This is a genomic window from Calothrix anomala FACHB-343 (assembly GCF_014696435.1).
Classification (GTDB): Bacteria; Cyanobacteriota; Cyanobacteriia; order Cyanobacteriales; family Nostocaceae; genus Aulosira; species Aulosira anomala_A.
This window is the reverse complement of record NZ_JACJQG010000106.1, coordinates 1-25287: the sequence shown is the minus strand read 5'-3', so window position 1 is coordinate 25287 and position 25287 is coordinate 1. Positions and strand designations below refer to the sequence as shown.

17 protein-coding genes are annotated in these 25287 nt (G+C 39.9%); 5 read left to right on the top strand and 12 right to left on the bottom strand.

Features of this window, described 5'->3' with window-relative positions; translation table 11 throughout:
• Positions 1 to 266: 266 nt before the first annotated feature.
• The 5 genes from H6G08_RS34895 to H6G08_RS34875 all read right to left on the bottom strand — a co-directional run bounded on the left by H6G08_RS34895 (position 267) and on the right by H6G08_RS34875 (position 6067).
• Positions 267 to 1640 (bottom strand): alkaline phosphatase family protein, encoded by a 1374-nt coding sequence (locus H6G08_RS34895; RefSeq protein WP_190551582.1) that lies wholly within the window; start codon positions 1638 to 1640, stop codon positions 267 to 269.
• A gap of 225 nt (positions 1641 to 1865) precedes the next feature.
• A complete protein-coding gene (eboE, locus tag H6G08_RS34890; RefSeq protein WP_190551580.1) occupies positions 1866 to 3080 on the bottom strand; it encodes a metabolite traffic protein EboE in 1215 nt (404 codons plus the stop codon).
• Between the two features lie 107 nt (positions 3081 to 3187).
• Complete coding sequence (eboC, locus tag H6G08_RS34885; RefSeq protein ID WP_242046413.1) at positions 3188 to 4123, bottom strand: UbiA-like protein EboC; 936 nt, start codon at positions 4121 to 4123, stop codon at positions 3188 to 3190.
• Positions 4124 to 4195: 72 nt separating this feature from the next.
• The gene (locus H6G08_RS34880) at positions 4196 to 5122 is read right to left on the bottom strand and encodes a TatD family hydrolase (RefSeq protein ID WP_242046412.1); all 927 of its coding nucleotides are present in this window, start codon (positions 5120 to 5122) and stop codon (positions 4196 to 4198) included.
• A 63-nt stretch (positions 5123 to 5185) separates the two neighbouring features.
• Positions 5186 to 6067: an EboA family metabolite traffic protein gene (locus tag H6G08_RS34875; protein WP_190551578.1), complete on the bottom strand. Its 882-nt coding sequence runs from the start codon at positions 6065 to 6067 to the stop codon at positions 5186 to 5188.
• 517 nt (positions 6068 to 6584) lie between these two features.
• Between H6G08_RS34875 and H6G08_RS34870 the strand changes: the two genes are divergently transcribed.
• Positions 6585 to 7778: a 3-dehydroquinate synthase gene (locus H6G08_RS34870; RefSeq protein ID WP_190551576.1), complete on the top strand. Its 1194-nt coding sequence runs from the start codon at positions 6585 to 6587 to the stop codon at positions 7776 to 7778.
• Between the two features lie 158 nt (positions 7779 to 7936).
• On the opposite strand, the gene H6G08_RS34865 is transcribed toward H6G08_RS34870, so the two are convergent.
• Complete coding sequence (locus H6G08_RS34865; RefSeq protein WP_190551574.1) at positions 7937 to 8338, bottom strand: thiol-disulfide oxidoreductase DCC family protein; 402 nt, start codon at positions 8336 to 8338, stop codon at positions 7937 to 7939.
• Between the two features lie 787 nt (positions 8339 to 9125).
• Between H6G08_RS34865 and dpdE the strand changes: the two genes are divergently transcribed.
• Positions 9126 to 12410 carry a protein DpdE gene (gene dpdE / locus H6G08_RS34860; RefSeq protein WP_190551572.1) on the top strand — a complete coding sequence of 1095 codons (3285 nt, stop codon included), beginning with the start codon at positions 9126 to 9128 and terminating at the stop codon, positions 12408 to 12410.
• Between the two features lie 357 nt (positions 12411 to 12767).
• On the opposite strand, the gene H6G08_RS34855 is transcribed toward dpdE, so the two are convergent.
• The 3 genes from H6G08_RS34855 to H6G08_RS34845 form a co-directional block, all read right to left on the bottom strand.
• On the bottom strand, positions 12768 to 13220 hold the full coding sequence (locus tag H6G08_RS34855; RefSeq protein WP_199322859.1) for a DUF4383 domain-containing protein: 453 nt from the start codon (positions 13218 to 13220) through the stop codon (positions 12768 to 12770).
• A 262-nt stretch (positions 13221 to 13482) separates the two neighbouring features.
• On the bottom strand, positions 13483 to 14337 hold the full coding sequence (locus H6G08_RS34850) for a sulfurtransferase (protein ID WP_190551570.1): 855 nt from the start codon (positions 14335 to 14337) through the stop codon (positions 13483 to 13485).
• 182 nt (positions 14338 to 14519) lie between these two features.
• A complete protein-coding gene (locus tag H6G08_RS34845; RefSeq protein WP_190551568.1) occupies positions 14520 to 20108 on the bottom strand; it encodes a CHAT domain-containing protein in 5589 nt (1862 codons plus the stop codon).
• Positions 20109 to 20317: 209 nt separating this feature from the next.
• Here H6G08_RS34845 and H6G08_RS37165 point away from each other — a divergent pair, with 209 nt between their 5' ends.
• The 3 genes from H6G08_RS37165 (at position 20318) to H6G08_RS34830 (ending at position 22894) form a co-directional block, all read left to right on the top strand.
• Positions 20318 to 20887, top strand: a complete 570-nt coding sequence (locus H6G08_RS37165; protein WP_199322858.1) for a hypothetical protein — start codon at positions 20318 to 20320, stop codon at positions 20885 to 20887.
• Entirely contained in the window at positions 20848 to 22365 is a 1518-nt protein-coding gene (locus H6G08_RS34835; protein ID WP_190551584.1) for a ShlB/FhaC/HecB family hemolysin secretion/activation protein, read from the top strand. Before H6G08_RS37165 ends, H6G08_RS34835 begins: the two co-directional genes overlap by 40 nt.
• A 118-nt stretch (positions 22366 to 22483) precedes the next feature.
• Entirely contained in the window at positions 22484 to 22894 is a 411-nt protein-coding gene (locus H6G08_RS34830; protein WP_096642457.1) for a tetratricopeptide repeat protein, read from the top strand.
• Between the two features lie 237 nt (positions 22895 to 23131).
• Here the strand turns inward: H6G08_RS34830 and H6G08_RS34825 are convergent, their stop codons facing one another.
• The 3 genes from H6G08_RS34825 to H6G08_RS34815 all read right to left on the bottom strand — a co-directional run bounded on the left by H6G08_RS34825 (position 23132) and on the right by H6G08_RS34815 (position 25072).
• Entirely contained in the window at positions 23132 to 23623 is a 492-nt protein-coding gene (locus H6G08_RS34825) for a DUF4278 domain-containing protein (protein ID WP_190551565.1), read from the bottom strand.
• A 653-nt stretch (positions 23624 to 24276) separates the two neighbouring features.
• The gene (locus tag H6G08_RS34820; protein ID WP_096642456.1) at positions 24277 to 24801 is read right to left on the bottom strand and encodes a GNAT family N-acetyltransferase; all 525 of its coding nucleotides are present in this window, start codon (positions 24799 to 24801) and stop codon (positions 24277 to 24279) included.
• Positions 24794 to 25072: a type II toxin-antitoxin system TacA family antitoxin gene (locus H6G08_RS34815; protein ID WP_190551563.1), complete on the bottom strand. Its 279-nt coding sequence runs from the start codon at positions 25070 to 25072 to the stop codon at positions 24794 to 24796. Before H6G08_RS34815 ends, H6G08_RS34820 begins: the two co-directional genes overlap by 8 nt.
• Between the last annotated feature and the right edge of the window lie 215 nt (positions 25073 to 25287).

The following is a 25287-nucleotide window of genomic DNA, read 5'->3' as shown; positions in this document are numbered from 1 at the left end:
AAACGCCCTCACCCTATAAGGGTGGGGCTAGAAATACGAAGCCTGCCTTCGCAGGCTATCAAACTTTTAGCCTGCGAAGGCAGGCTTTGTTGGTATAGCAATACCCTTCTAGGGTATTGCGTCAAAATTGGGATGCTCCCCCGTCAACCGTCAACAGTCAACAGTCAACAATCCTCACAATAGATTGTGCAACTTAATAGCAAAATAGCTGAGTATGTCGGTGCGTTGCGCTGCGCGACAACACACCCTACTGTGCTGACTAGAAATTATGCATTCAAATGCTGGAGAATTAAAGAGCAAACATCAGTTGCATAAATGAATTCTTCATTCATTAAATGAGTTTGCTGGCTAATAAAAATTGGCCCCTCGCTTGGGGAATTTGTCACACAACCGTGAGAACCACGCACTAAGGAAGCATCGAGAGGAATTACATCCATTAGGTAGCGAAAACCTAATTTTTTCTGCAATAGCTTAGAAGCAATTTTTAATTTGGGAAATTTCAGTTGCGGATCGAGAAAAAGCTCTACCGGATCGTAACCTGGTTTGCGGTGAATATCTACAGTTCTGGCGAAATCTGGCGCTTTCGCATCATCCAACCAGTAGTAATAGGTAAACCAAGCATCCGATCGCGCGATCGCCACTAACTCACCAGATCGGGGATGATTAAGATGATAGGCTTGTTTTCCCTCTTCATCCAATACTTGCGCTACCCCTTCGGTTTTCTCCAGCAAATCGCGCACTTTCGGAATATACGCCGGATCGTTAACATATACATGGGCTATTTGATGATCCGCAACTGCAAATGCAATACTCGCACCAGCATCGAGTAATTCTCGTCCTAACTCTTCCCTCACAGCAATTAAACCATTATCTCTGAGTACGCGGTTCAAATCTACCGCTTGAGACACTGGGGTAATCCCATATTCTGAAAGAATAATTACTTGCGTATTTCTGGCTTGATAATAATTAATTAAATCGCCACAAACAGCATCAATTTCTTGTACATCTTTTTGGATTTGCTGTTTATCTTGCCCATATTTTTGTAAACAGTAATCTAAATGGGGTAAATAAATTAATGTTAAGGTAGGTTTGTAGCGTTCCTCAATCCATTTTGCAGAATTTGCAATCCATTCGCTAGAAACAATTGAGGTATTTGGCCCCCAAAAATTAAATAGAGGAAATTGTCCTAAATCTGATTGAATTGAATCGCGAATATTGGCAGGATATGTATAGATATCTGGTAGCTTTCTGCCATCTGCGGGATACATTGGGCGCGGTGTAATGGCATAGTCTACAGAAGAGTACATATTGTACCACCAAAAAAGGTTAGCACAAGTAAAATCAGGGTCAATAGATTTAGCAATTTCCCATATTTTTGGAGACTGTACTAATTTATTTGACTGTCGCCAAAATTTAATTTCACAATCATCGCGAAAGTACCAGCCATTAGCCACAATTCCATGTTCATTTGGCAATTTACCTGTTAAATAAGTAGCCTGTACAGAACAAGTTACCGCAGGTAATATGGGTTTAATTGGTAATATTTGACCTTTGGCAGCCCAAGCAGATAAAAATGGTGTATTTTCTCCGATTAAATTGGGTGATAAACCGACGACATTGATAACAACTGTTTTTTGCATTTATTTAATAGTCTGTGAATATTATTAATAGATTTATAATTTTCTATCTCGTTTCCAGCCTCCGGCTGGAAATGCAGATTCGTGGGCTGCCGCCTCGTCTGCTGATAAATTGAGGCAGAGCCTCATAAATCTACGCTCCCACGCAGAGCATGGGAGCTAGATGGAATCTGGGTTTCACGTTAAGTTGACACCAATGAGCAATGCCATACCCCTACAGATTTAATCCTAGAAATTGCTTAATACCCACTCATATTCACGCTGAATAGAAGTTAGGATATCTATTTTCATTTCTGGTGGTAATACATCCCAAGTATAAGTTTCAATTTCTAGATGATGACAAGCATGATTTTGTTGCAGTAAATGCAAAATCGTCACGATATCATCTTGGGTAGACTGTAAAATTTCATAATCGCGGATGAAAATGGGGACATGAAAGTGAGTCCGCCATTCTTCAGCTTGAGATTGTACTAATTGCGGTAATGCTTTGATTAAATCAGGATAATGATATAGTGTTCCGTCATGGCGACTTTCTATTACTTGATGGAGATAGGTAGATTCAGCAAAAGGTTGTAAGCGTTCAACTATTACACTGCGTTGTTGAATATCAGAGGGAATTTTTACCTGAATTGCGGCACTAATTTGAATTTTACCGATTTTAATACCGGCTGCTTTTAAGCTTGTAAATACAGATTCGGGCTGCTCATATTCTACGGAAAAATGGCAAGTGTCATAACAAATCCGTACATGGTCAAGTAATTTAGTTTCGGCTAAACTATGTGAAATATTTAATTTTTCTGCTAAATAATTACCAGCAATGGGTAATAACCAATTTTGATAAAATTCTATGACTTCTGAGGTATTCTCTATTAACCCATCAGGTTCAGGTTCTAAATCAATATGTAATAACTTACCTGTGGCTTGCTGAATACCTATCATTTCCGCAACAACGGCGGCGATATTTAAACAACTAGTCTTAAAAACTATATCTTGCTTTTCTTCTGCTTCTAACCACCAAGGTTTATATGATAAAGGTAATGTCGAAATTCCCCCATCTAAACCTTCAGGTAATAATGCTGCTAAAATTTTGGTTAAGTTTAAAGTATATTCTAGCCGTTCTTGATTTGACCAATCTGGCGCATAAACTTGGTCTTTGACTACTTGTCGATGAAATCCCCCATAAGGAAAGCCATTTAAGGTGAAAACATATAAATCTTGTTGCTTTAGCCAAGTTTGAAATTGAGCTAAATTATTATCAGTTAAAAGTTCTTTTGCGGCTGTATCTGCTAGTCTTAAACCAATTCCAAAAGCTGCTTGAGGTGATAGCCTTTGTTTGAGTTCGGGAATATATTTTTGTATATTTGTGAAGACTTCTGACCAACTTTCGCCAGGATGGATATTTGTGCAATATGTGAGGTGAAAGTTATGATTTGGAATTTTCATGTGATTTGATAATTTATTTTGTAGGGTGTGTTATGCCGGAGGCTAACGCACCGTGAATTGTTGATTTTTCCGGTGCGTTGCGCTGCGCGACAACACACCCTACAGATTTAGGTAACAGCAAATATTTTGGCGAATGATAGGGAAATGGGGAGCAAAATTAGGACTAATAAACCGTAGGGTAATCCTGCAAAACCTGCGGCGATTGTTGCATCTAAAATAATTAGAGATAACACGCCGACTTTTACCGCCTTTCTGATTTTTTCTGGTTCTGGTTCGCGGGCGGCTTGAATAAAATTAGGCAATACTCGCACAGTTAATAAAGCCGCGAATGGTAATGCAAAAATTACTGTATATTCTGTGAATAATCCTAAACTTAAAACTGCTGTTAATACTATGGCAATTAAAATTACTGCTATGACTCCAGTAATCTTTTTACCACCGTGAACTTCTCCTTGGCTAATTGCGGTGATAGCGGCAATATAAAGTATAGGAATTATTGCTAAATACCAACGTTCTAAAATAATTGCAGGTACAGCACTGACACCTAATAATAAATTGCTTCCACGACATAAGCCCATATTTAAAGGGCCGAAAAAAGGATGATGTTTGGCGAGGGAATCATATAATAATGCTGCACAGGTGATGAAGATAGCGATCGCTAAACTCAACCCAGATACTTGAGACGCTGCAAAAAGTGCGATCGCAAATAATATCATCCCCAATACAGCCGCATTCTCGCGAGACACCCTACCGCTAGGAATCGCCCTCGATGGGCGTTCTTGTTTATCTAATTCCGCATCAAATACATCGTTAAAAACGATACCACCACCATATAAACCTGTGGTAGCCAATAATAACCAGCCTAGAGTTACTAAATTAGGATTATTTGCGGAATTATTGATTAATTCCGCAGAAATTACGCCTAAACCAGAAGCCGCAAAACCAACTAAAATATCAGCCCAAGCTGTAACAATATTTGCTGGGCGCATCAACTCTAAATACCCGCGCCAACTTTGAAAATTTAAACTTGTGATGTTTGTCATTTGTCAGAGACGCGATTAATCGCGTCTGTACAATTGTTATTTGTCATTTGTCGCCCTTCCCTTCACTCCCTGCTACTCAATCAGCACATAGTCTGCTACTGACTTAATCCCTGGTTCTTGTCCGCGTAATACTGAGTTACCATTGAACATCTGAGTCTGATCTGCGGATGGAGAATTTAGCCAATCTGATGCTTGCATTTGTCCTGTTTGGCTATAGGCTGTGAGGGCGTTTTCGTAGCAGACTGCTTGTACGTGTTCTTCCGGTATGCCCCTGTCTAACATTAAACGCGCAGTTTTCGGGACTGCTAAGGGATCGCTGACACCCCAGTCGGCGCTACTATCGACAATGATGCGGTTACTTCCATATTGACGAACAATTTCTACCATCCGGGCGTTACCCATCTTGGTTTTGGGGTAAATTGTAAAAGCAGCCCAAAAGCCTCGGTTTAATACTTCTGCAACGGTTTCTTCGTTGTTGTGATCGATAATTACTTGCGCAGGATCTAGCCCATATTCAAGACAACGATCCATACTGCGGCTAGCACCTTCTTTTTTATTACGATGTGGGGTATGAATCAATACCAGCATATCCAGTTCTTTCGCGAGGGCTAATTGCTGACAAAAGTATTTATCCTCGGCTTCTGTCATGTCGTCATAGCCTATTTCCCCAATGGCGACAACTCCCTCTTTACAAGCGTAAAGCGGTATCAATTCCATCACCTCTGCGGCTAAGGCTTCGTTATTCGCTTCTTTGGGGTTGAGTCCAATGGTGCAATAATGTTGAATGCCGAATTGACTAGCGCGAAAGCGTTCCCAACCTACCAAGCTGCTAAAGTAATCTTTGAATGAACCAGCTGTTGTGCGTGGTTGTCCTAACCAGAAAGATGGTTCAATAACTGCGACAATTCCATATTCCCGCATGATTAGGTAATCATAAGTTGTACGGGAACACATGTGAATATGAGGATCGATAAACATCATAAATAATTCAAAATTCAAAATTCAAAATTCAAAATGAAGACTGCAATATCAATAACTTTGTTGAATGATAAAGCTTGGTAGTTATTTGCAAACTGGGAGGCGATTGCGGTTAAAATTACTCCAAGTTAATTCGCCTTTTTGAATGGCTGACAGTAATTGTGGATAGAGAGAGAGTAACTCTTGCGCTGCTGGTAAAGAGGATTCAGCACAAGCTAATGCTGCTGCTTGTTTTTCTATCATGTCGCCATCTGCAAAAACTTTGGCTAAATCTGCAATAATTTCACTATCAGCAAATTTTCCCACTGGTCGCCATAATTCCGGCGATACTGGGCGTTTAGCCGCCCAACGTTCATGGGCATAGTTTACCAACATCCTTGCTAATTCGGGATTGGCGCGGCGATCTAAACCATATATTAAATGCATTGGGCTACCGACGAATAAAGCCTTCAGCACCATTTGATTCCAAGCAATGTTATCTAAATAATCTGCTGGATAGGGGTTGTGTAAAGCGATCGCATTAAACACATTAACCATGTTACTACGAATACCTTCCGCCGCCCGTTGGCTGTGTAATTCTGGATGGGGTAATAAAGGTAAACTTTGATACAAAGCTACCAATTCTCTCATATCCGCACTACTGAAAACTTTATCAAGCGATCGCACATAATTCTCAGAGCGATCGTGGGGTAAAGCTAGTAGCAAAAATGTCCGTCCAGCTTGATCTACAGTCCAATCGCCAGGAAACCAGCCAGGAACTAAATCTTCGGCTTTGCTTAAATCTTGGGATGTTAACTGTAAATTCTCTTTACCTAAATAACGGGGTACAGCACTAAAGGCGGTAAAAAATATTCTCTCAGGTGCGCCTTCCGCAATCTCTGTCTGCTTTTGTTCTAGCCAAGCCAGTGCTGTTGAAGAAACAGACTGTGATAGCCAATAATATATCAATTTTTTTACATTACTCATGAATTAATACAAATAATTACTTAAATTTTTGGTGTAACAAACTCTGTGTAGCAAACTTAAGGTAAAGGTTTGCTCAAGCCTTGGTTAAAATTAGGTTAAAAATAAGAAAAATATTAACTCTTTAAAAAAGGTGCTTAGTGTATGAAATTTTCTTGTTTAAAACTTTATTGAATCTCCAATAATTTCAGAAATTTCAATAAGATAATATGAAGATGTAGTAATTAACCGGGCAATTATAGATTGACTTTATATAGAATACGGTTACCCCTAATTTCAGTATTGGTATTTACCAACCAATCACAACTAAATTTAGAACCGCAATTAAAGTAATAAACAATATGATTTTGACTGCATCTACTAGCACGATGGGGCTAACTTTGTGCATTGAAAATCTGGATTATTAACGTGTTTTAGCGGTTATATTGATTAACAAGTCATCTGATAGCGAATTTGCAATTATTTATAAACATAAAAATTAATTGCACAAAACAATTTCTCCAGAGAGCAAACAATAAATATGTTAATTACAGATAATAGCCTAGTTAGCCTGAAGCCAATTCAGCAATCTGTTCAAGTTACCTTTAATTATGATGTTCATTTTACTCATGGATTGTTTGAATTAGACAATCCTTTACTCGCAGAAGTGATTGCTGGAAATGGTGAGATAACGCCGAAGAAAGTTCTCGCGGTAGTAGATGCAGGTTTGTTAAAAGACCATCAGGGTTTAGTCAAAAAAATATCTAATTATGCCCGCTTTTACGAAGATATTATTAATTTAATAGAGCAACCTATTATTATTCCTGGTGGCGAATTAGTTAAAAACAATCCAAAATTTGTTGAACAAATTCATCAGTTAATTGATGCTGGTGGAATATGTCGTCACTCTTACGTGTTAGCTATTGGTGGCGGCGCATTTTTAGACATGGTAGGATATGCCGCAGCTACCGCCCATAGAGGAATTCGGCTGCTAAGAGTACCGACTACAGTATTAGCGCAAAATGATTCTGGTGTAGGAGTAAAAAACGGCATTAACGCCTTTGGTAAGAAGAATTTCATCGGTACTTTTGCCCCTCCTTACGCAGTATTGAATGACTTAGATTTTCTTACCAGCCTTGACGATCGCGATTGGCGATCGGGAATTGCCGAGGCGGTAAAAGTAGCATTAATTAAAGATGCCGATTTCTTTCATTTTATAAGAATTTATGCTGAAGAATTAGCATCTCGTGATATGAAATTTATGGAAAATGTAATCTATCGTTGCGCCCAATTACATTTAGAACATATTGCTAACAGTGGCGATCCTTTTGAAAAAGGTTCATCCCGTCCCCTAGATTTTGGACATTGGGCGGCGCATAAATTAGAACAAATTACAGATTACAAATTACGTCACGGTGAAGCGGTAGCAATTGGTATCGCTTTAGATAGTACCTATGCTTATTTAATTGGGTTACTGTCACAATCGGAATGGCAAAATATTCTCGTGACGCTCAAACAATTAGGATTTACTTTGTACCTACCTGCGCTTACAGAGAAATTAGAGCAACCAAATCATCCCCATAATTTATTTACGGGTTTGACAGAGTTCCGCGAACATTTAGGTGGAAAGTTAACTATTACTTTGTTGCAAGGAATCGGACAAGGAATAGAAGTCAATCAGGTAGATTTATCTATTTACAAACAAGCTGTTTATATGTTGAGGGATTGGCTATAGAATCCCTGACGGTTGACTGTTGACGGTTGACTGTTGACGGTTGACTGTTGACGGTTGACTGTTGACGGTTGACTGTTGACGGTTGACTGTTGACGGTTGACTGTTGACTGTTGACTGTTGACTATTGACAGTTAACAGTCAACCACTAAATTTACTGTTTACTTACAACTACCATCAACACAAAATGAGGATTGATAGGTACTAGAACGCTTGCCAAAGATAGTATAGCGATTGTCACGGATTTGTGCGTAAAAGCGATCGCCTACCCATTTCACCCCAGGTAAAGCGCGATAAGCATCAACAAATATACTTCCCAACGGTAATAACCTACCAATTTCTTCTGCGGCGTCACTACCCTGCCAGCGCTTGTCAGGTGTATCCGCATCAATTAAAATCATTCCTTGTTCGCATTCTTGGGGCGTAATCCCAAATTTAGCGAGTGTTAGCTCATCTTGCATCGGACTGTAGCGAAATAGCTTGCCTTGATCCAAGCTCTCTAACAATTGCACTAGTGTAACGCAGAGATTGCAGTTACCATCGTAAATCACGTAGTAATTCATCAGCTTAAATTCTACCCTCAGACGTAGACATGATTTTCTTTCAAAGCTGGGTGCTTGGGGATTTACATTTAGCTTAACGTTTTTCGCAGTTGGGGAATTGCGATCGCTTCAACATTCATCCGGTAATCATCGCCACTTTCCCATCTAAATAACTTCTCACAGTCACTCTCTTGGCTAGAGAAATCGCGGCTATTATCCCATCTCTCAGATAGAATACTGAGTAATCAAGAGATATCGGGGAGAGAAATAACTCAAAATTCCGCTCCTAAGTCAATACAGGAACCCCCAAAAACCAGTTACAATTGAAATTCTGTAAAATTTCCAGACATCAGTTATTCCAAGATTCTGGGAAGTTAACTTAGTATGTTCAGGGGACTAAAACTGTCAGGAACCTCAGCCTAAAGGCATGAGGCTTGTAAGAGAAATCTAGCAATCCATCCTGACCAGACCACCCTTCACAATAGTTGGGTAAACGTTATTTGAGTCACGACACCTTGGGATGCGTAGCTAGTCCCCCGCTCTGTCGCTTGTGACTAAACAGTTCTAAGGTCACTGGAACAGTGTTGCAAGCCTAAAAAGCTCTTGTAACAGGTCGAAGCTAACATTACCCCGCAAGGGAGGCGCAAAAAAGCGCAAAACGCTATGTGTACAGGGTTGTCAAACTTGAGACAGTAACTGTCCTGTCGAAAGTGCATTACAAAAGTACACCAAGTCGAGCAACCCTAAGGCAGTAGCGCTAAAACTGTAAAGCCGTCCTAAAAAGACGGGGTTTCTACCCATTTTTCTGATGATTAAGCTCGGCTCACTAGTAAAGTCCTCAAATAATTCTTTGGGGATTGGAAAGGTTATTGACAACAGCCATAGCGAAATTTTGGTTGAGTATTTCTGCTCACCGGGACAACGCTTGCAAAAGGCTTTACCTCTAAATTCGCTGTCATACGCTAAATTACAACAGCAAACTCGCTGCTATATCAAATTAAAAAACCAAGAAAAATGGATCATTGGCAGAATTTTCGCTTGGGATGAAGACAGCGAAAAATATCAAATTGACTTGCCAGATAAAAAAACTGTCATTATTAATGAACAAGATATTTATGTTCGTTGTAATCTCGCAGTTAAAGATTCTATTGAAACTTTAGCAATTAAAGGTCAGGAAACGCCTTATTTGTATGACAGAAGATTTGCTTTACTCAAATCTTTAGTTCAGCAGCGTGCTGTGAGTCGTGGAATGACAGGATTGATTTCTGCCAATATTAATCTTTATCCCCATCAAGTTGAAGTTGTTCGCCGCGTCTTAGAAGATGCTAACCAACGCTATTTATTAGCAGATGAAGGCGGACTAGGAAAAACTATAGAAGCTGGTATAATTCTCCGTCAATATCTCTTGGATGAACCGAAAAAAGGTGCAGTAGTTGTTGTTCCTCCACATTTACTACCACAATGGCGGCAGGAATTAGAACAGAAATTTTACATTTCCCATTTTCCTAAACGAGTTGCTGTATTGTCCTTTGATGATGTTCATAAAATTAACCCAAAAGCCAGTGTAGGCTTGCTGATTATCGATGAAGCACAGCAAGTTGCAGCAATGGCTACTTCTTTAGAAACAGCAGTACGCCAGCGTTTTGAAGCTTACAAAAATTTAGCTCATAGAAGCGAACGGTTAATTTTATTGTCTACCAATCCAGATATCAGCAATGAAAAAGAATTGCCGATTCTGCTGTATTTACTAGAGCCAGAAACCTATAAACTTAATGATTTAGCTGGGTTTCGGGAAAAAATAAAAAAACATCAAATTCTGGGTAAAATTATCTTCTCTCTCAAAAAAGAAGCTGATGCTTTAAACGTGAAAACAAATTTAGAGCAACTGCAAAATTTATTACCTGAAGATAAATATTTACTAAGTTTGATTAAGGATTGGCAAAAATCTCAACAAGAGACAATTATCCAGACAATTTGTCAGCATGTTAGCGATACCTATAGTCTGAGTCGCCAAATTCTCTGTAACCGTCGTGCTAATGTTCCAGATGCCATCTTTAATCGCCAGATTACACCCAAAGAAGAATATGATTTAGATGAGCGTTCCTATGACATTCATGAAATCATAGAAAAATGGCGGACTGCCGCACCGCATCAACCAGAATATCAACGTATTTTTCTGTTATTGTTTTTAGCTGCTGGTACTTGGTTAGGTATTTTAGAACAGGTAATTGCAGCGCGTTTAAGTGGAATTCGCAATCCGGAGCTAATTAAAGAATTTGGCAATGATGATGGCAATATATTGACGCAAACGGCTAAATTTCCGGGAGAAAACGAGCTTTTGATGTCATTGCGCCAAATTATCAGCCAACCTTCAGAAGATGGCGATCGCATTGAACTACTTAAGATTATCATCCTCTATCGCCTATCGGAAATTCTGGGATTGCAATCATACCGCAGCAATATCAAGCAACTCGGCGAAAGAGTTAAACAGCGCATTCAAAGACCGATTCCTGGGGATTATTTACCCAAAATCGTCATATTTACTGGCTTTAAACAAAGCTGTACCGAAATTGTCAGGACTTTATCGCAAATTTTTGGTACAGCTAGCGTGACTAGTCAACAATCAGAACAAAACCCCGCACAAGCTGAGAAAAATTTAGCCCAGTTTCAAACTAATTCTAGTTGTTTTATCTTAGTTTGTGATTCTACGGCTGAAATAGGTCATAACTTCCAATTTATCGATTGGATGATTAATTTTGACCTTCCCTGGTTACCCAAGCAACTAGAACAAAGAATTAGCAGAATTGATAGAATTGGGCGTTCTTCAGAGATTAATTTTACTGTTTTAGTTGGGGTTGATTTAGAAGAAAGTTTGCATAGTGCTTGGTATAATCTGCTCAAAAATGGACTGGCAATTTTTAATCAATCAATTACCAGTTTCCAACCTTATATTACTCAGAAGTTACCAGAGCTAGAAACTACTCTATTTCATGGCGGTGCTAGTGGATTATTACAAACTACAGAAAGTATTCAACAAGAAATCTCACAAGTTGAAATAAATATCAGCGCCGAAAATGCTTTAGCGGAAATTAACCTGTCAGAAAGCGAAAATAGCTATTTTGCAGCCTTAGACGATTATGACAGTCAACATCTGGAAATTAAACGCGCCCTTGAAGGTTGGATTGACCAAGCATTACACTTTAAATCAATCTATAGTCCAGAATTACCAGATGTAAAATCCTATCAACCCATCAAGCAAACTCTAGTTAGTGCTGATGAATTTCAAAATTACTTTGCTAATAGTAATATTGATAAATTAGGCACTTATAACCGCCGGGTAGCTAACCAAAACTCTCAATTGAAGCTGTTTAGAGTTGGTGAAGGATTAGTCGATGCAATTTGTAACTATCTCAAGTGGGATGATAGAGGACACGCCTTTGCAATTTGGCGTCAAGACACATCATGGAATGCTAGTCAACAAAAGGAATGGTTTGGTTTCCGTTGTAATTATTTAGTTGAAGCTAATCTCAAAGCAGTCAAGCAGATTTTAGCCGAACATCAACAAGATAATTCTCAATTCAATTCCTGGAAGCGCTGGATTGAGGGTTTCTTTCCTCCCATAATTGAAAGTATCTTTATTGATGCTGGTTCGGAATTATTATCCACTGTTACAGATGAATCACTCTTAACTATTCTCCAACGTCCTTATAGTAAGGATAAAACTAATAAGTTAGGGCAAGATTATAATTTGGCTAAGGAACGTATTGAGGTACTGGATAATTTTATTCCGGCTGATAATTGGCAGAATATTTGCTATCAAGTCCGCGATACTGCGAGACAATTACTCAGCGAACGTCCAGATTTTCAGGAATTATGCACAACTGCGGCTACCATTGCTGAAGAAAAATTAGCCCAAAGAGTAGAACAATTACGTTTGCAGTTGAATCAACAACCAGGAAATTCGACTTTAACTGACGAGTTGAAGATAGTAACTGCTATCAGTACAGCCATTATTGATGGAATTCGCCAGCCAGAAATGCAACTTGATTCTGCTGGTTTCATTGTTGTTTCTGGACAAGCTTTCTCTGGTTAATTCTCCAGAAAAATACTGCGATCGCGCAAATTAACAAAAATTAAATTAATTATTAATTAATTTACGCGATCGCTCAATCAATCGGGAGCATCCCAATTTTGACGCAATACCCTCAAGGGTATTGCTATTATACCAACAAAGCCTGCCTTCGCAGGCTATCAAACTTTTAGCCTGCCTTCGCAGGCTTCGTATTTCTAGCCCCACCCTTATACCAATTCACGAAATTACTGATACAAATCACTTCCTCTGCCCCTCTGCTTCCTCTGCCCCTCTGCTTGCCTATGTGTATCATTTTTAAAGTGAAGCGGTATTATAGGGTGAGGGCGTTTTTGCACATTTGGGATGCTCCCAATCAATCTAGCCTTGATGGCTACTTTGTCCTGTACGCAACTCTAATAAATCTGGTTTAGCTAAGAAACCAAAGTAAGTTGCGATCGCAGCTGTAAATCCGTGAAGCCAAATATCATTTCCGAAAATAGGAATTAACCCTAAAGTTGACTGGGTAGGAGGGAAAAGTCCCATCAAAGTTAACAATCCATAGAATAGCGCTAATACTCCACTATAGAGACGAGCGCTACCCAAGGAAGCAGATGCAAATATTCCCAACAATCCCACAACTAAATGAACAATATTGTGTAAGACGTTGATGGGGAATAATCCCAGCAAATCGCCGTATCCACTCGTGAATGATAATCCAGCTGTATCAGGTGTAGTTGCAGGCGCATTGACAACACCCGGAATAAATCCCATGACACCAATCAGAACAAAGATAATACCTGTAATTAAAGCAAAGTACTGTCCTGGCTTCATAATTGAACTCCTGATTATGAGAAATAGAGGAAAATTTTTTCGATATAACCTTGACCTAACTATTAATTAGGAATGCAAAGAAACTGCAAAGACTTTCTTGATACAACTGTAGAGTTGTTAATCTTTGCAGTATTCCCCCTTTGGTTCTATTAAATTTATTTTTTACAAATAATTGCTAAAGTAAATTTTATTTGTAAGGTGCGTTATAGCCAGGCTTAACGCACTATAAAATGCGGTGAAATTTAATTTTTAGCAACCTTTTCTAGATGAGTTTGCTATCAATTGGTAAGGAAAAATCGCGCGACCATTCATTCCAAGAACCAAAATAATTTCTGGCTTGAATTCCGGCTAATTCTAAAGCAATTAAAGTATTCGCCGCCCTTGAACCTTTGAAACAATAAATGTAAACTGTAGAATGGCTAGTAATCCCTACAGATTGACAAATTTCTAAGATTTCTGCTTTTGAGCGAAACGTGGCGATATCAGCAGATGAACTCATTAACCGATGCCATTCTAACCACACAGCGTTGGGAATTCTACCTTTACGAGGACAAAAATCAGCACCATAGGGAGAAGAACTTAACCCCAACCATTCATCGCGATCGCGTACATCTAATTTAATAATTTCTGGATTGTCAATTGCTGCTAACATCTCTGTAGTAGTCACCATCATTTCCGCGTTGGGAGACAATTGAAATCTACTACTTTGGCGTAATGGTACTGCATTGGTAGTGGGTAATCCTGCTTGCAACCAAGCTTGATATCCCCCGTGTAAGATAGAGACATCAGCGCAACCTAAATATTTTAATAAAAAAGCTGCGCGACAAGATTGACCGTAACCTCGGTTAAAACTGTCTTCATAGACAATTAACGACTCTACACCAGAAATTCCTACCTGAGTGAGAATTTCTGTAAAATGCGCTTGCAATTTCTGTAATCCTGTAGGGGAAGAGTTTTCTAATAAATAGGTGAAAAAATCGCGAATATTGAGCGCTTGGGGAATATGAGAAATTGCATAATCTTCTGGGCTGCGCGTATCGATAATGACAGTTTGTAATGGCTTTGCTGCTAATACAGACGTGAGTTCTTGAGGCGAAATGAGGAGTTTTGTATTCACGCTTTTCTGCTTCTATTGCCTTACCATGAAGCATTATCGCGTTCCTACTCTTCTACATTGAGGAATGGAAATTACAAAACGATGAATTGCAAATGTTACTAGTCAACAGTCAACAGTCAACAGTCAACAGTCAACAGTCATTTGTTAGAGACGCGATTAATCGCGTCTGTACAATAGTCAACCTACCAAGGATTTCCCACCATTGTAAATCCTGCCCAATAATAAGGATGGGATAGTAATTCATTAGCGCGATCGCTTGTTTCTCCAGGTAAAGGTAAACTTTGTACGGGTTCTAAACCGAAAATTTGACCATTCTTAATATAAACTTTCCCTGTTGCCATCGCTACTTGGGCTTTTCTTAAAGCTTCTGCACGAATTGGCGAAGTTTTCAAGTCTTCGTAAAATTTCGTCATTAATGCAGCTGTACCGACATCATTTACCGCCCAAAGGCTAGCGACACTAGTTTTCACCCCAGCTAATACGGCTAATCCAGCAAAGCCGATTTCTGCTTCTTCGTTTCCTAAAGCAGTTCGACAAGCACTTAGCACGATCATTTCTACTTGGGGTTCATTTAAGCGTAACTCCCGGATTTGGTTTAAACGTAATTTGTCTTCCCACAACTGAATATAAGAGTTACTTAAGGCACCAGCACTAAAATCAGCGTGGGTTGCCATGTGAATAATCCCAAATGGCTGTTGGCGGCGGATGGCTTTGAGATTTTCTAAAGTCGCTTGTTTGTCTAACAGTAATTTTCCTTGCCAAAGTTTTGACACTAATGTGCTTAATTCTACGGGAACTGCTGGTAATGGTTCTTGTCCTTGGGTACTTTGTGATACTCCCAAGGCTAAAACTTGAGATTTCTTAATATCTGTATACAGAGTATTAGTTAAACTCAGGCTAGGCATTAAACCGATACTATATTTTTCTACCAGAAACCCTTTACCATCGTGTAGCGCCGCCATTGGGGTAGAACGTAAGCCAATATCGGGTAAAAACACCAAATTATTAATGTTTTGCGCCTGTAATTCTGCGTCTAGGGGAGCAATTAGCCAGCGATAAAGCTGCTGTGCTGAAGCTAGATAAGTGTTGCGACGACGATTTTGCGGACTCGTAATTTGTTCGCGAAATTCCTTTGCTGCTGCTAAAACTTTAGTTTTTGTCGCATCAGAAATGCGCCGACGGATTGGTTCGCCTTTTCCTGTGACTATTACTAATTCTAGTTGTTGATTATCTTGTTCGGCTGATGTATCTAGCTGTTTTGTCGATTTAGCTGTTCCTGACAACCCATCAGGCGTAATTTCTACAGGAACAAAACTAATATAGATAAACGCAGGTTTGACACCAGTAGCTTTTTCAATTTTGACTGCAATTTCCCTTACTTCATCTGGAGATTTCAGCCGGGGACTAGATACGCCTAGATAATTCGCTATTCTAGCTGTAAATTCACCCTCTGGGATGGGATTTTTATCAAGAACAGGAATCTCGCTTTTTGGCGGATTGGGAATCGGGTTAGGTGGGGTGTTTTCATTACATTGGAAAGTGCAAGGAGGAACATCCGGTTTAGGTTCGGGTTCGGGTTCGGGTTTGGGTTTGGGTTCTGGTTCGGGTTCGGGTTCGGGTTCGGGTTCGGGTTCTGGCGGTGGTGCGGTAACGTTAATTTGGATCTGTGTTGGTGTGGAATTGGAAACGCGATCGCTCGCACTAATGGTAAAAGCATTGAGGGAACCATTAGTATCTGTAGGGGGTGTATACTCTAAAGTATCGCCAGTTTTAATTTCAGTCACTCCCGAAACCTGAGTACCATTCACCTTTAAACTGCCTGTATTGACAACATTAATTTGAATCGTCGTGTTGTCATTGTTAGCATCTGATGCTTGTGGTGCTAAATCTGCAAAGGTAAATGTAACAGGCTTATTAGTTTGGGTATCAGGTAATGTTGTATTAGCTGTAATTGTTGGCGGACTATTTACAGAATTAATTGTAATTCCGGTGGGTGTTGTTGTATCCAGTCCGCCATTGGGTAACACAGGCGAACTTAAGCTACCCGCAGAAATTCTCGTAGTTCCCCCGATATTTAGCGCGCCTGTTGTACCGTTAACAGTTGAATTTCCTACGATAAAGTCTACATTATCGGGGCCGCCATCATGGCGAATTGCGATCGTACCCCCCTCGCTAGTACTTCCACCTTCTCCGAAATCGATAATTTCACCTGTGAATATGGTATCGCCTGTACTATCTTCCGATAATGTTCCCGTACCTTGAATGATGCCATTAGTCAGCACTTGCACGTTACCACCTTGAAGATTATTATCATTGGCTGATGTAATGACTTGTGAAGAGATGGTACTAAATGCGATCGCACTGCCAAAAGCATTGGTAGTCTCTAAGGTGACATTACCTGCTTGCAAAGTTGCATTACCATTAACATTAAAACCTCTAGCTGAGGTATTAATATTATTAGTAGTAATATTAACTGCAGCATTTAAGTTAACTGTGCCGGATGTTCCTGTAAAATTTCCACTACCTTGAGTTTTGAATATAGATGAATCGATATTTTCTGTAGTAATACTGCCTGTATCTGTCTTAATTTCGACATTGCCACCAATAGCTGAGTTATAACTCTGGCTCACAGAGGAATCAATGTTACCTGTAATAATATTACCGAGAGAACTTAAATTAATCGTTCCTGCTTGAGCCGTACTGACATCTGAGAAAGTACTTGCAATTGTACTGCTGTTGAGATTTCCTAAGTTCAGCGCGCCATTAGTGCTGGTAACGGCGATATTCCCAGCTGTCAAATTTTCAATTCCCTCAGAAAACTCCTCGCTAGTACTAAAACTGGCTGCGGTATTAATGTCGTTGGTGGTGATATTATTTGCAGCGTTTAAGGTAACCGCACCAGATCTAGCAGTAGGATTGCTACTATTATCCATGATTACAGAAGAGTCAATTGCTCCTGTAGTAATGCTACCTTCGGGAGCATCTAAAGTTATTGAACCACCACCGACAGCAAAGCGGAAAACACTGTTGCCAGTGCTGCTGGTGTTAATATCTCCTGATGTAATTGAACCAGTTAAACTAGTAATAGTCACACCTGTATCTTGCAGTTCCGGCCCAGCTTCACCTAGCTGAATTCGACTGTTGCCAGTAGCAATAATATCACCTGTAGTAATGTCATCAACGGCGGATAATTCGATCTCGCCTTTAGGACTAGAACTACTATTACTGGTGTTGAGAGTTCCTAAGGCGATCGCGCCACCTCTGTTAGTAACATTTATATTACCACTACCATAACCACCGCCAGAGGCAATAATATCACCGCCAATAATATTATTACCCGTTGCCAATAAACTGACATTACCGCTTTGCTCGAAATTAGAAGATGTATTGATATTACCTAGAGTTAAAGCAGCTCCTGTAATCGAGATGTTTCTGCCATTAGTATTGATGGTTTGGGTGCTATCCATTGTAAAAGAACCCGCACCATTATTATCTGCATCAGCTGTAAAGGTAATGTCTGTACCACTGCTAATAAAATTTAGCGATACCCCATCAGCAACAGTAATGTTATTAGTCGCTTCTAAGGTAACCGCTGCAGTTTGATTTTCTAAGGCTGTTTTAGAAATTGTAAATGTCGCTGGAGTAGCATCTTGGAGAATTGTTGGTAAAGAACTATCCTGCGGTTGTGGTGCAGAATCGACAATATTAATATCTGTAGGATCTAATAGCAAATTACCAAGGCTACCTTTCACCGCACTCAAGTCAACATTACCTTGGAAAAGTAGGTTATTTTTACCAGATACTTCTACAAAACCGCCATTTCCAAAATTTGCACCACCAGTAGCTGCGATTTTCCCAAAGAATTGGGTGGTATCGTTACCCCAGACAATTACTCGTCCGCCATTACCATTTAAATTACTATTAGCTGCAATTTGCGATCGCGCATCAACATAAGTTTGATTAGCATTGGGAACTGTTCCTTCTCCTCGATAATCCCCGCCAATCAGCACATTACCGCCACCATTATTACCAGAGGCGTTAATATCAGCACCAACTAACCCGACTTTTGTGCCGAAAATATTAACTGTACCGCCTGTAGTTCCAGATACATCTACTTTGCCACTGACAATAGTTGTACCAGGATTGGTAGGAACATTGACGTTAGTACCAGGAAGTTTTACGGAACCATCAGCGTTAGCAATTATCCCTGTGTTCCCAACAGTGAGTAATTCCGGTAAAGCAGCGATGGGGATATTCCAGTTGGTTGGTTGATTGCTATTCCCTGCTAAACTTTCAACTTCTAAACTTAATAAATTACCGGGTTGGCTCAGACGTATCCAACTTTGTCCGGGTACAGAGGTAACGGAGATTTTCCCCGATGAAGCTGACAATTCCCCATTATTAATTACTGTACCACCTAACAGATTTAAACTTTGTCCCGTACCTACTGCCAAATTCCCCGCATTGAAAATTGCGCCTGGCTGGTTCATGGTAAAGGCAAAGCCTGTAGGATTCCCCACTAAAACTGAGTAATTATTAGTTCCTGTGGCGTTAAACCAGTTGTTACCAAAGCTAATGCCATTGGCGGTTGTCGCGGTGAAAGCACCGGGAACATTTAAGCTAGCATTAGCACCAAAGACAAAACCGGCGGGATTCATCAAAAATAAGTTAGGGTTACCACCGGTTACTTGAATTAAACCATTAATAATCGAAGGATTACCGCCAGTTATCCGACCGAGAATATTTTGCAGATTGGGATTGGCTTGAAAGTTAGCAATTTGTTCTGGTGTCAAGCCAAATTGTTGAAAACTGTGGAACAGATTCGCGCCATCACTAGATGTTGTTCCCCCATGAATATCTAATATATTTCCGTTGGGTGTAACGATAGTACCCGTACCATCAACTGCGGGGACAATTTGCCCTTGCGCTAACCCCGCATTCATAGCTAGCGCTAGGGGAAATATAGCTTTAATTATAGAATTGCCGAATTTACTGATAAAATTCCGGAAGGAAGGTTTGTGCTTTAAAACGAAACGACCTGCAAGTAGATCCAAATCTATTTGATATTTCTTGGCTATTCCCCGACGTTGTATAGCTCGATTAATAGCTTGTTGAGAACAGAGAAGAACTTCTAACCTGTGTATTTGCGAGATATTACCAGCATGTTGACGGTAATAATATAGTGGCTTCTCGATCCGCCCTACCTGCCCTACCTCTGACAGCCGCAAACATAAGTCGTAATCTTCAGCGTAATCTGGCGAACCGTGAAATCCCTGCACTAAATCGTATGTTTGCCGGCGAATCAAGCGAAATTGAAAACTCATGAAATCTACAAGCATTCGCTCTTGGGAGTAGGGAATGCGACAGCGATCGCCATATCGCATAACTTGAGAATTTTCATCAATATCGAGATAATCAGTATAGACAAATCCCATCTTTGGGTGACGGTGGAGCAAAGTCACCGTTTCAGCTAAAGCTGTAGGTGCGAGTATATCATCGCTATCTACCCAACCAAAATATTTTCCCTTAGTTTGGGCGATCGCACTTTGGCGCGCTAACACAATTCCCTGATGCGCTGCTGCTACTACCCGCACTCGTCTATCTCGTTGTGCATATTGTAGAGCGATCGCTACCGAATTATCTGTAGAACCATCATCCCAAACTATTAATTCAAAATCTTGCCATGTCTGTTGCAAAACGCTATTGATTGCGTCTTGTAGATAACGCTCCCGATTGTAACTAGTAATGACAATAGAAATCGGCGCTGACATGGAAAGGCTCCAGATATTGTTAACCTGTTACCAGGATATAATGCTAGTGGTTATTACTGAGAATTCTTTGCGCAAAATTGTACTTAAATATATCAATTCTTTGTAATCCGGTCGCGAAAATATGATATTCAAATAATACTGGGGCGTTATGGCATAATCCGGAGTCCAAACAGGCCAGTTAGTTACATCAAACATCCCTAGATACGGACATGAGAAAAGGTAGAAAAACTGGTCTTACGCCTACAATCCGCATTCAACAAAGATTAATGAGTTTATTTCCCCGTCTGAGTTGGCATTCCAGCTTGCTGATTCTGCATTTATTATCAACGATGGGGATTACTGGGTTAAAAGCGACAGCTAGTGAGATTTCTAGTCAACAGTCAATAGTCAACAGTCAACAGTCAATAGTCAATAGTCAACAGTCAATAGCCACTAATCCCAACTCAATAGCCACTAATCTCAACTCAATAGCCACTAATCTCAACTCAATAGCCACTAATCTCAACTCAATAGCCACTAATCTCAACTCAATAGCCACTAATCCCAACTCAATAGCCACTAATCCCAACTCAATAGCCACTAGTCAACAGTCAACAGTCAACAGTCAACCGTCAACCGTCAACCGTCAACCGTCAACCGTCAACAGTCAACCGTCAACCGTCAACCGTCAACAGTCAACCGTCAACCGTCAACAGTCAACCATCAACAGTATTCTCAAACCAATCCAACAGCACCAGTTATTCCTGAGCGCATTAATGCACGCACAATTAAAGTTATAGGTAGCACAGTATTTACAGAACAACAGTTAAATCAAGTTGTCCAGCCATTTGCAGGGCGAGAATTAACCATCGAAGAGTTACGCCAAGCTGCTGATGCGATTACCCAGCTTTACCTAAATAATAACTATATTAATTCCAGAGCAATCCCCGAAACCATCCAGCCAGGAAATACAGATGGTGTAGTTGTCATTCGCGTCATCGAAGGACGAGTTGCAGACATAGATATCCAAGGAAACAAGCGGTTAAATTCTGGTTATATTCGCGATCGCATTCGCTTAGGTGCAGGCATTCCCTTAAATACAATTAAACTCGAAGAACAACTGCGCCTACTGCGACTCGATCCGCTTTTTACTAATGTCGAAGCCAGTTTACGTCCTACAGGTAAAGTCGGTGAAAGTATTCTCATTGTCAGAGTAGAAGAAGCAAATCCCATCATTAGCAACCTCAGCATCGATAACTATTCACCACCTAGCATTGGTTCAGAAAGATTTGGCATTGAACTAGGACATCGTAATCTTACAGGTAATGGTGACGAATTAGCCGGAACGTGGTATCATACTCTCACAGGTGGTTCTGACGTTTTTGACTTTAGATACCAAATTCCCGTCAACGCCATGAACGGGAAAATTAGTTTGCGATATGCCACCAATAGCAACGAAATTACCCAGCCACCCTTCGATAACCTGGGAATTAAAGCTGATTTGGATGTGTATGAAATCAATTTCCGTCAGCCGATAATGCGATCGCCCAGAGAAGAATTTGCTTTATCCTTCGGCTTTACCCATCAAAACGGGCAAACCTTTCTTTTCGACAGACTACCCACCCCCTTTGGTATCGGCCCCGATATTAATGGCGTCAGCCGTACCAGCGTGTTTAAATTTAGCCAAGATTATGTCAACCGCGATCCTCAAGGAGCTTGGTATTTACAATCGCAATTTAGTTTAGGCACAGGTTTACTCGATGCGACAATCAACGCCAATCCCACACCAGACGCAAGGTTTTTCAGTTGGCTGGGTTTAGTACAGCGCGTACAGCAACTAAATCAAGATCATTTATTAGTCATTCAAGGAGAAATACAACTCACACCAGATAGTCTCTTACCTTCCCAGCAATTCGTCATTGGCGGTGGACGTTCTGTGCGCGGATATCGGCAAAATGCTCGCTCTGGAGATAATGGCTTTCGCTTCGCAATTGAAGATAGAATTACAGTAGAACGCAATCAAGCCGGTTTATCTACCATTGAGTTAGCTCCATTTCTCGACTTAGGCGCAGTCTGGAATCAAGCAGATAACCCCAATAAATTACCCAATCAAACCTTCCTCGCTAGCGCAGGTTTAGGATTGTTGTGGAATCAAGCCTTGGGGATAGATAAACTGACAATGCGCTTAGATTATGGCATACCCTTCGTCAACTTGAGCGATCGCGGTAATAACGCACAAGACGATGGTTTTTACTTTAGCATTCGCTATCAACCTTAACATTATTCCATCTTGTCCATTGTGGACAATTCTTATTAGTTACAATCGCCAAAATTCTGGGTACGCTAAAACCATGTAGAGCCAGAAAATTATTAATAAATATTTGTTTTTTAGTAAAATGGACAATAATGTGTCAAACCTCAGCCAGTCTCAACTAAATCCCCTATCCCCGGTAGAAGTATCTACCAAAGCTAAAGAAATCAGTTTATATATTAAACAAGCCTACAGCCATTTTGCCGCCGGAGATATCGAAAGTGCGATCGCAGATTTTAACACAGCCATCTGCATCCATCCCCACAGCGCCGAATTATATACAGCACGCGCCAATTTTCGCAAAAAGAAATTAGGCGATCGTCAAGGCGCATTAGAAGATTATACTCAAGCCATATATATTAATCCTGAAAACGCTTTCTTTTATTTTTGGCGCAGTCAAATACACCAAGAATTAGGTAATCAACAAAAAGCAGTTGAAGATTACAACATCGCCATGAGCCTTGCACCAGAAGGCACAATGTATCATTTAATTTAACACCAAATTCTCAAAATAAACCCGTAGGGGTGGGGAAACCCCACCCTTTGTCATTAGTCATTAGTCATTTGTCATTAGTCATTAGTCATTTGTCAGAGACGCAATTAATCACGTATGTACACTTGTTATTAGTTATTCGTCATTTGTCAGGGTTGCAAGTGTCTTTAAGTTTCTTGATATAATGTGGCTGATTCTAAACATTTCTCTTCCCTAGCCCCTAACCCCTAACCCCTATTCTCAGCGAGCAGTTTTATTAACAGAATAGCTGCGTCCTCTAAAACTCAACTTATAAGTTACAGGTTGTATCTTCTCCTCATCTGATTGAACTTTCGGATCGATACAAACAGTATAATTACCTCCTCTAAAACACAACTTATGAGTTACAGGTTGTATTTTTTCTTCATCTAAATTGACAGCAGAATTCACACGATAGGAAGCACCACGATAAATCAACTGATGACAATCTTCTTCAGAAGTAATTACTTCTGGTTGTGGAGATTCCGTTTCCAAACTTACAACTTTGCTATTGTAATATTCGTAGCTGGTACTAATTAAAACAGCAATTAATAGTAAAAGTAATACCTGCCAAGGAGCAAAAATTAAGCCCAAAATTAAACTAATAGCCGCAAACACAGCTAATAGATGTGATACCTCATTATTACTTTTTTTAAAAAGAAAATAGCTAGTGATTAAACAAGCACACAGGAGAATGAAAAAACACAAAGCCATTTGTCCTCACTTCTAAAATCAAAGCAAAGGTTAGAGCGCGTAGATTTTTATAATTGTTGTTTATTTTACATCCGATCAACTTTTTGAGTCACCGTGCTAAGTCAGCAAAACAATATCTTAGAAAATACCCACAACTTACGTAGAAACCAACCCCCAGCCGAGAAAACCTAAATCTACTTCCTCTCTACCCTCTCAGCGTCTGGGCGGTACAAAATAATTTATTTAACCACAGAGACGCAGAGGACACAGAGTTAACAATTCAAAATTCAAAATTCAAAATTCAAAATTAAAGACATTTTCAGTCGGGGTTTAAATCCTCGACTGAAAATGATACTACGTATAGACGCAGGGGTCTTAAACCCTTTTATTTACGATAATTAAAAGTTTGTAGTGTACTCCTTTGGGGAAGCAAGCTAGCAAGAGCGTCTCGTTCGCCGTAGGCGTCTCGTAGAGAAGAGAGGACTTCAGCGCTTACTACGAAATAAATTGACAATTTTTTATATCGCTTAATGTACTCTGGTTTTTTCACGCCGACTTACTTAAATCCTTATTCTCAAGTAGGGTGTGTTGTCGCGCAGCGCAACGCACCATCGAATATATTTTTGTTACATCTTCATCAATTAATCAACTAGCTCTATACCTACAATTACAAATTACAAATTATTACCTAACATTCTCCGAATATCCTTCAACAGTAAAAATAAATGTAAAGGATCGGTAGGACTCGGCTCAAAATTAAAATGTTCATACCATCTCAACGCTTCATCATCTTGAGCATGAACTAGCACAGCCCGAATACCTAAGATATCTGCTGCTGCATTGACACGTTTAAGGCAATCTTTTAATAAACCGCTTCCTATTCTCCGCCCTTGAAAATCTTTACTCACCGCCAACCGAGCTAACAGTGCTACAGGTATGGGATATTTTGGCAATCCCTTGGTAATTCGAGGTGGCGCATCTTGATGAACAACAGAAGCTACAGTTAAAGTATAGTAACCAATTACAGTATTATCCAAACAGGCTACATAAGTTTTTGAACTATCAGATTGTTGATTTTGCAATGCATAATTAATTAAAAAATTATTTAAAGCTGGCTTTCCACAATCAAAGTCTTGAACATTATGGGAAGCTGATAATTTATCAATATATAAGTTGTTTAATGGTGAGAAATTACTCAAATACGCTTGGCTCCGTTAATAAACGACGTAAACGTGGTTTTTCTGTAGATGCAGAGTCGAGAGCAGTTTGAAAAGCTTCCCACTGCGCATCATCCAAAACAAAAAGCTTACGATTTGTTAAAGCTTCTTGAGCAGCAATTAAACCGTGTTCTAACAAAAACTCGCTCACATTTTTATGATTTGCAGCAGCAGCTTGCTGCAACAATTTTTTGACACTAGCACTAGTACGGATATCAATCCGTTCAGTTCTAGGCTCAAATAAGTTACTCATAATTTATTTAACTTTAGACCTTACTTTTAACTCTTAGGTTAACATACACACATTGTACTGACAAGAAGACAAATATGAAATATAAACATTAAAAAAGCGCCCCCCAATCGGGAGAGCGCTTTTCAATTCACAGAGAAGCTATTGTTATCTTCAGACAATTAGCCGTTGATAGCAGGAGCAGTTAGAGCAACAGGAGCAACTTCACCAGCAGCCAA

Bases quoted from the DNA above. Each gene is read 5' to 3' on its own strand.
- H6G08_RS34895 (WP_190551582.1), bottom strand. From the start codon at position 1,640: ATGCAAAAAACAGTTGTTATCAATGTCGTCGGTTTATCACCCAATTTA.
- eboE (WP_190551580.1), bottom strand. From the start codon at position 3,080: ATGAAAATTCCAAATCATAACTTTCACCTCACATATTGCACAAATATC.
- eboC (WP_242046413.1), bottom strand. From the start codon at position 4,123: ATGACAAACATCACAAGTTTAAATTTTCAAAGTTGGCGCGGGTATTTA.
- H6G08_RS34875 (WP_190551578.1), bottom strand. From the start codon at position 6,067: ATGAGTAATGTAAAAAAATTGATATATTATTGGCTATCACAGTCTGTT.
- H6G08_RS34870 (WP_190551576.1), top strand. From the start codon at position 6,585: ATGTTAATTACAGATAATAGCCTAGTTAGCCTGAAGCCAATTCAGCAA.
- H6G08_RS34865 (WP_190551574.1), bottom strand. From the start codon at position 8,338: ATGAATTACTACGTGATTTACGATGGTAACTGCAATCTCTGCGTTACA.
- dpdE (WP_190551572.1), top strand. From the start codon at position 9,126: ATGATTAAGCTCGGCTCACTAGTAAAGTCCTCAAATAATTCTTTGGGG.
- H6G08_RS34855 (WP_199322859.1), bottom strand. From the start codon at position 13,220: ATGAAGCCAGGACAGTACTTTGCTTTAATTACAGGTATTATCTTTGTT.
- H6G08_RS34845 (WP_190551568.1), bottom strand. From the start codon at position 20,108: ATGTCAGCGCCGATTTCTATTGTCATTACTAGTTACAATCGGGAGCGT.
- H6G08_RS37165 (WP_199322858.1), top strand. From the start codon at position 20,318: ATGAGAAAAGGTAGAAAAACTGGTCTTACGCCTACAATCCGCATTCAA.
- H6G08_RS34830 (WP_096642457.1), top strand. From the start codon at position 22,484: ATGGACAATAATGTGTCAAACCTCAGCCAGTCTCAACTAAATCCCCTA.
- H6G08_RS34825 (WP_190551565.1), bottom strand. From the start codon at position 23,623: ATGGCTTTGTGTTTTTTCATTCTCCTGTGTGCTTGTTTAATCACTAGC.
- H6G08_RS34815 (WP_190551563.1), bottom strand. From the start codon at position 25,072: ATGAGTAACTTATTTGAGCCTAGAACTGAACGGATTGATATCCGTACT.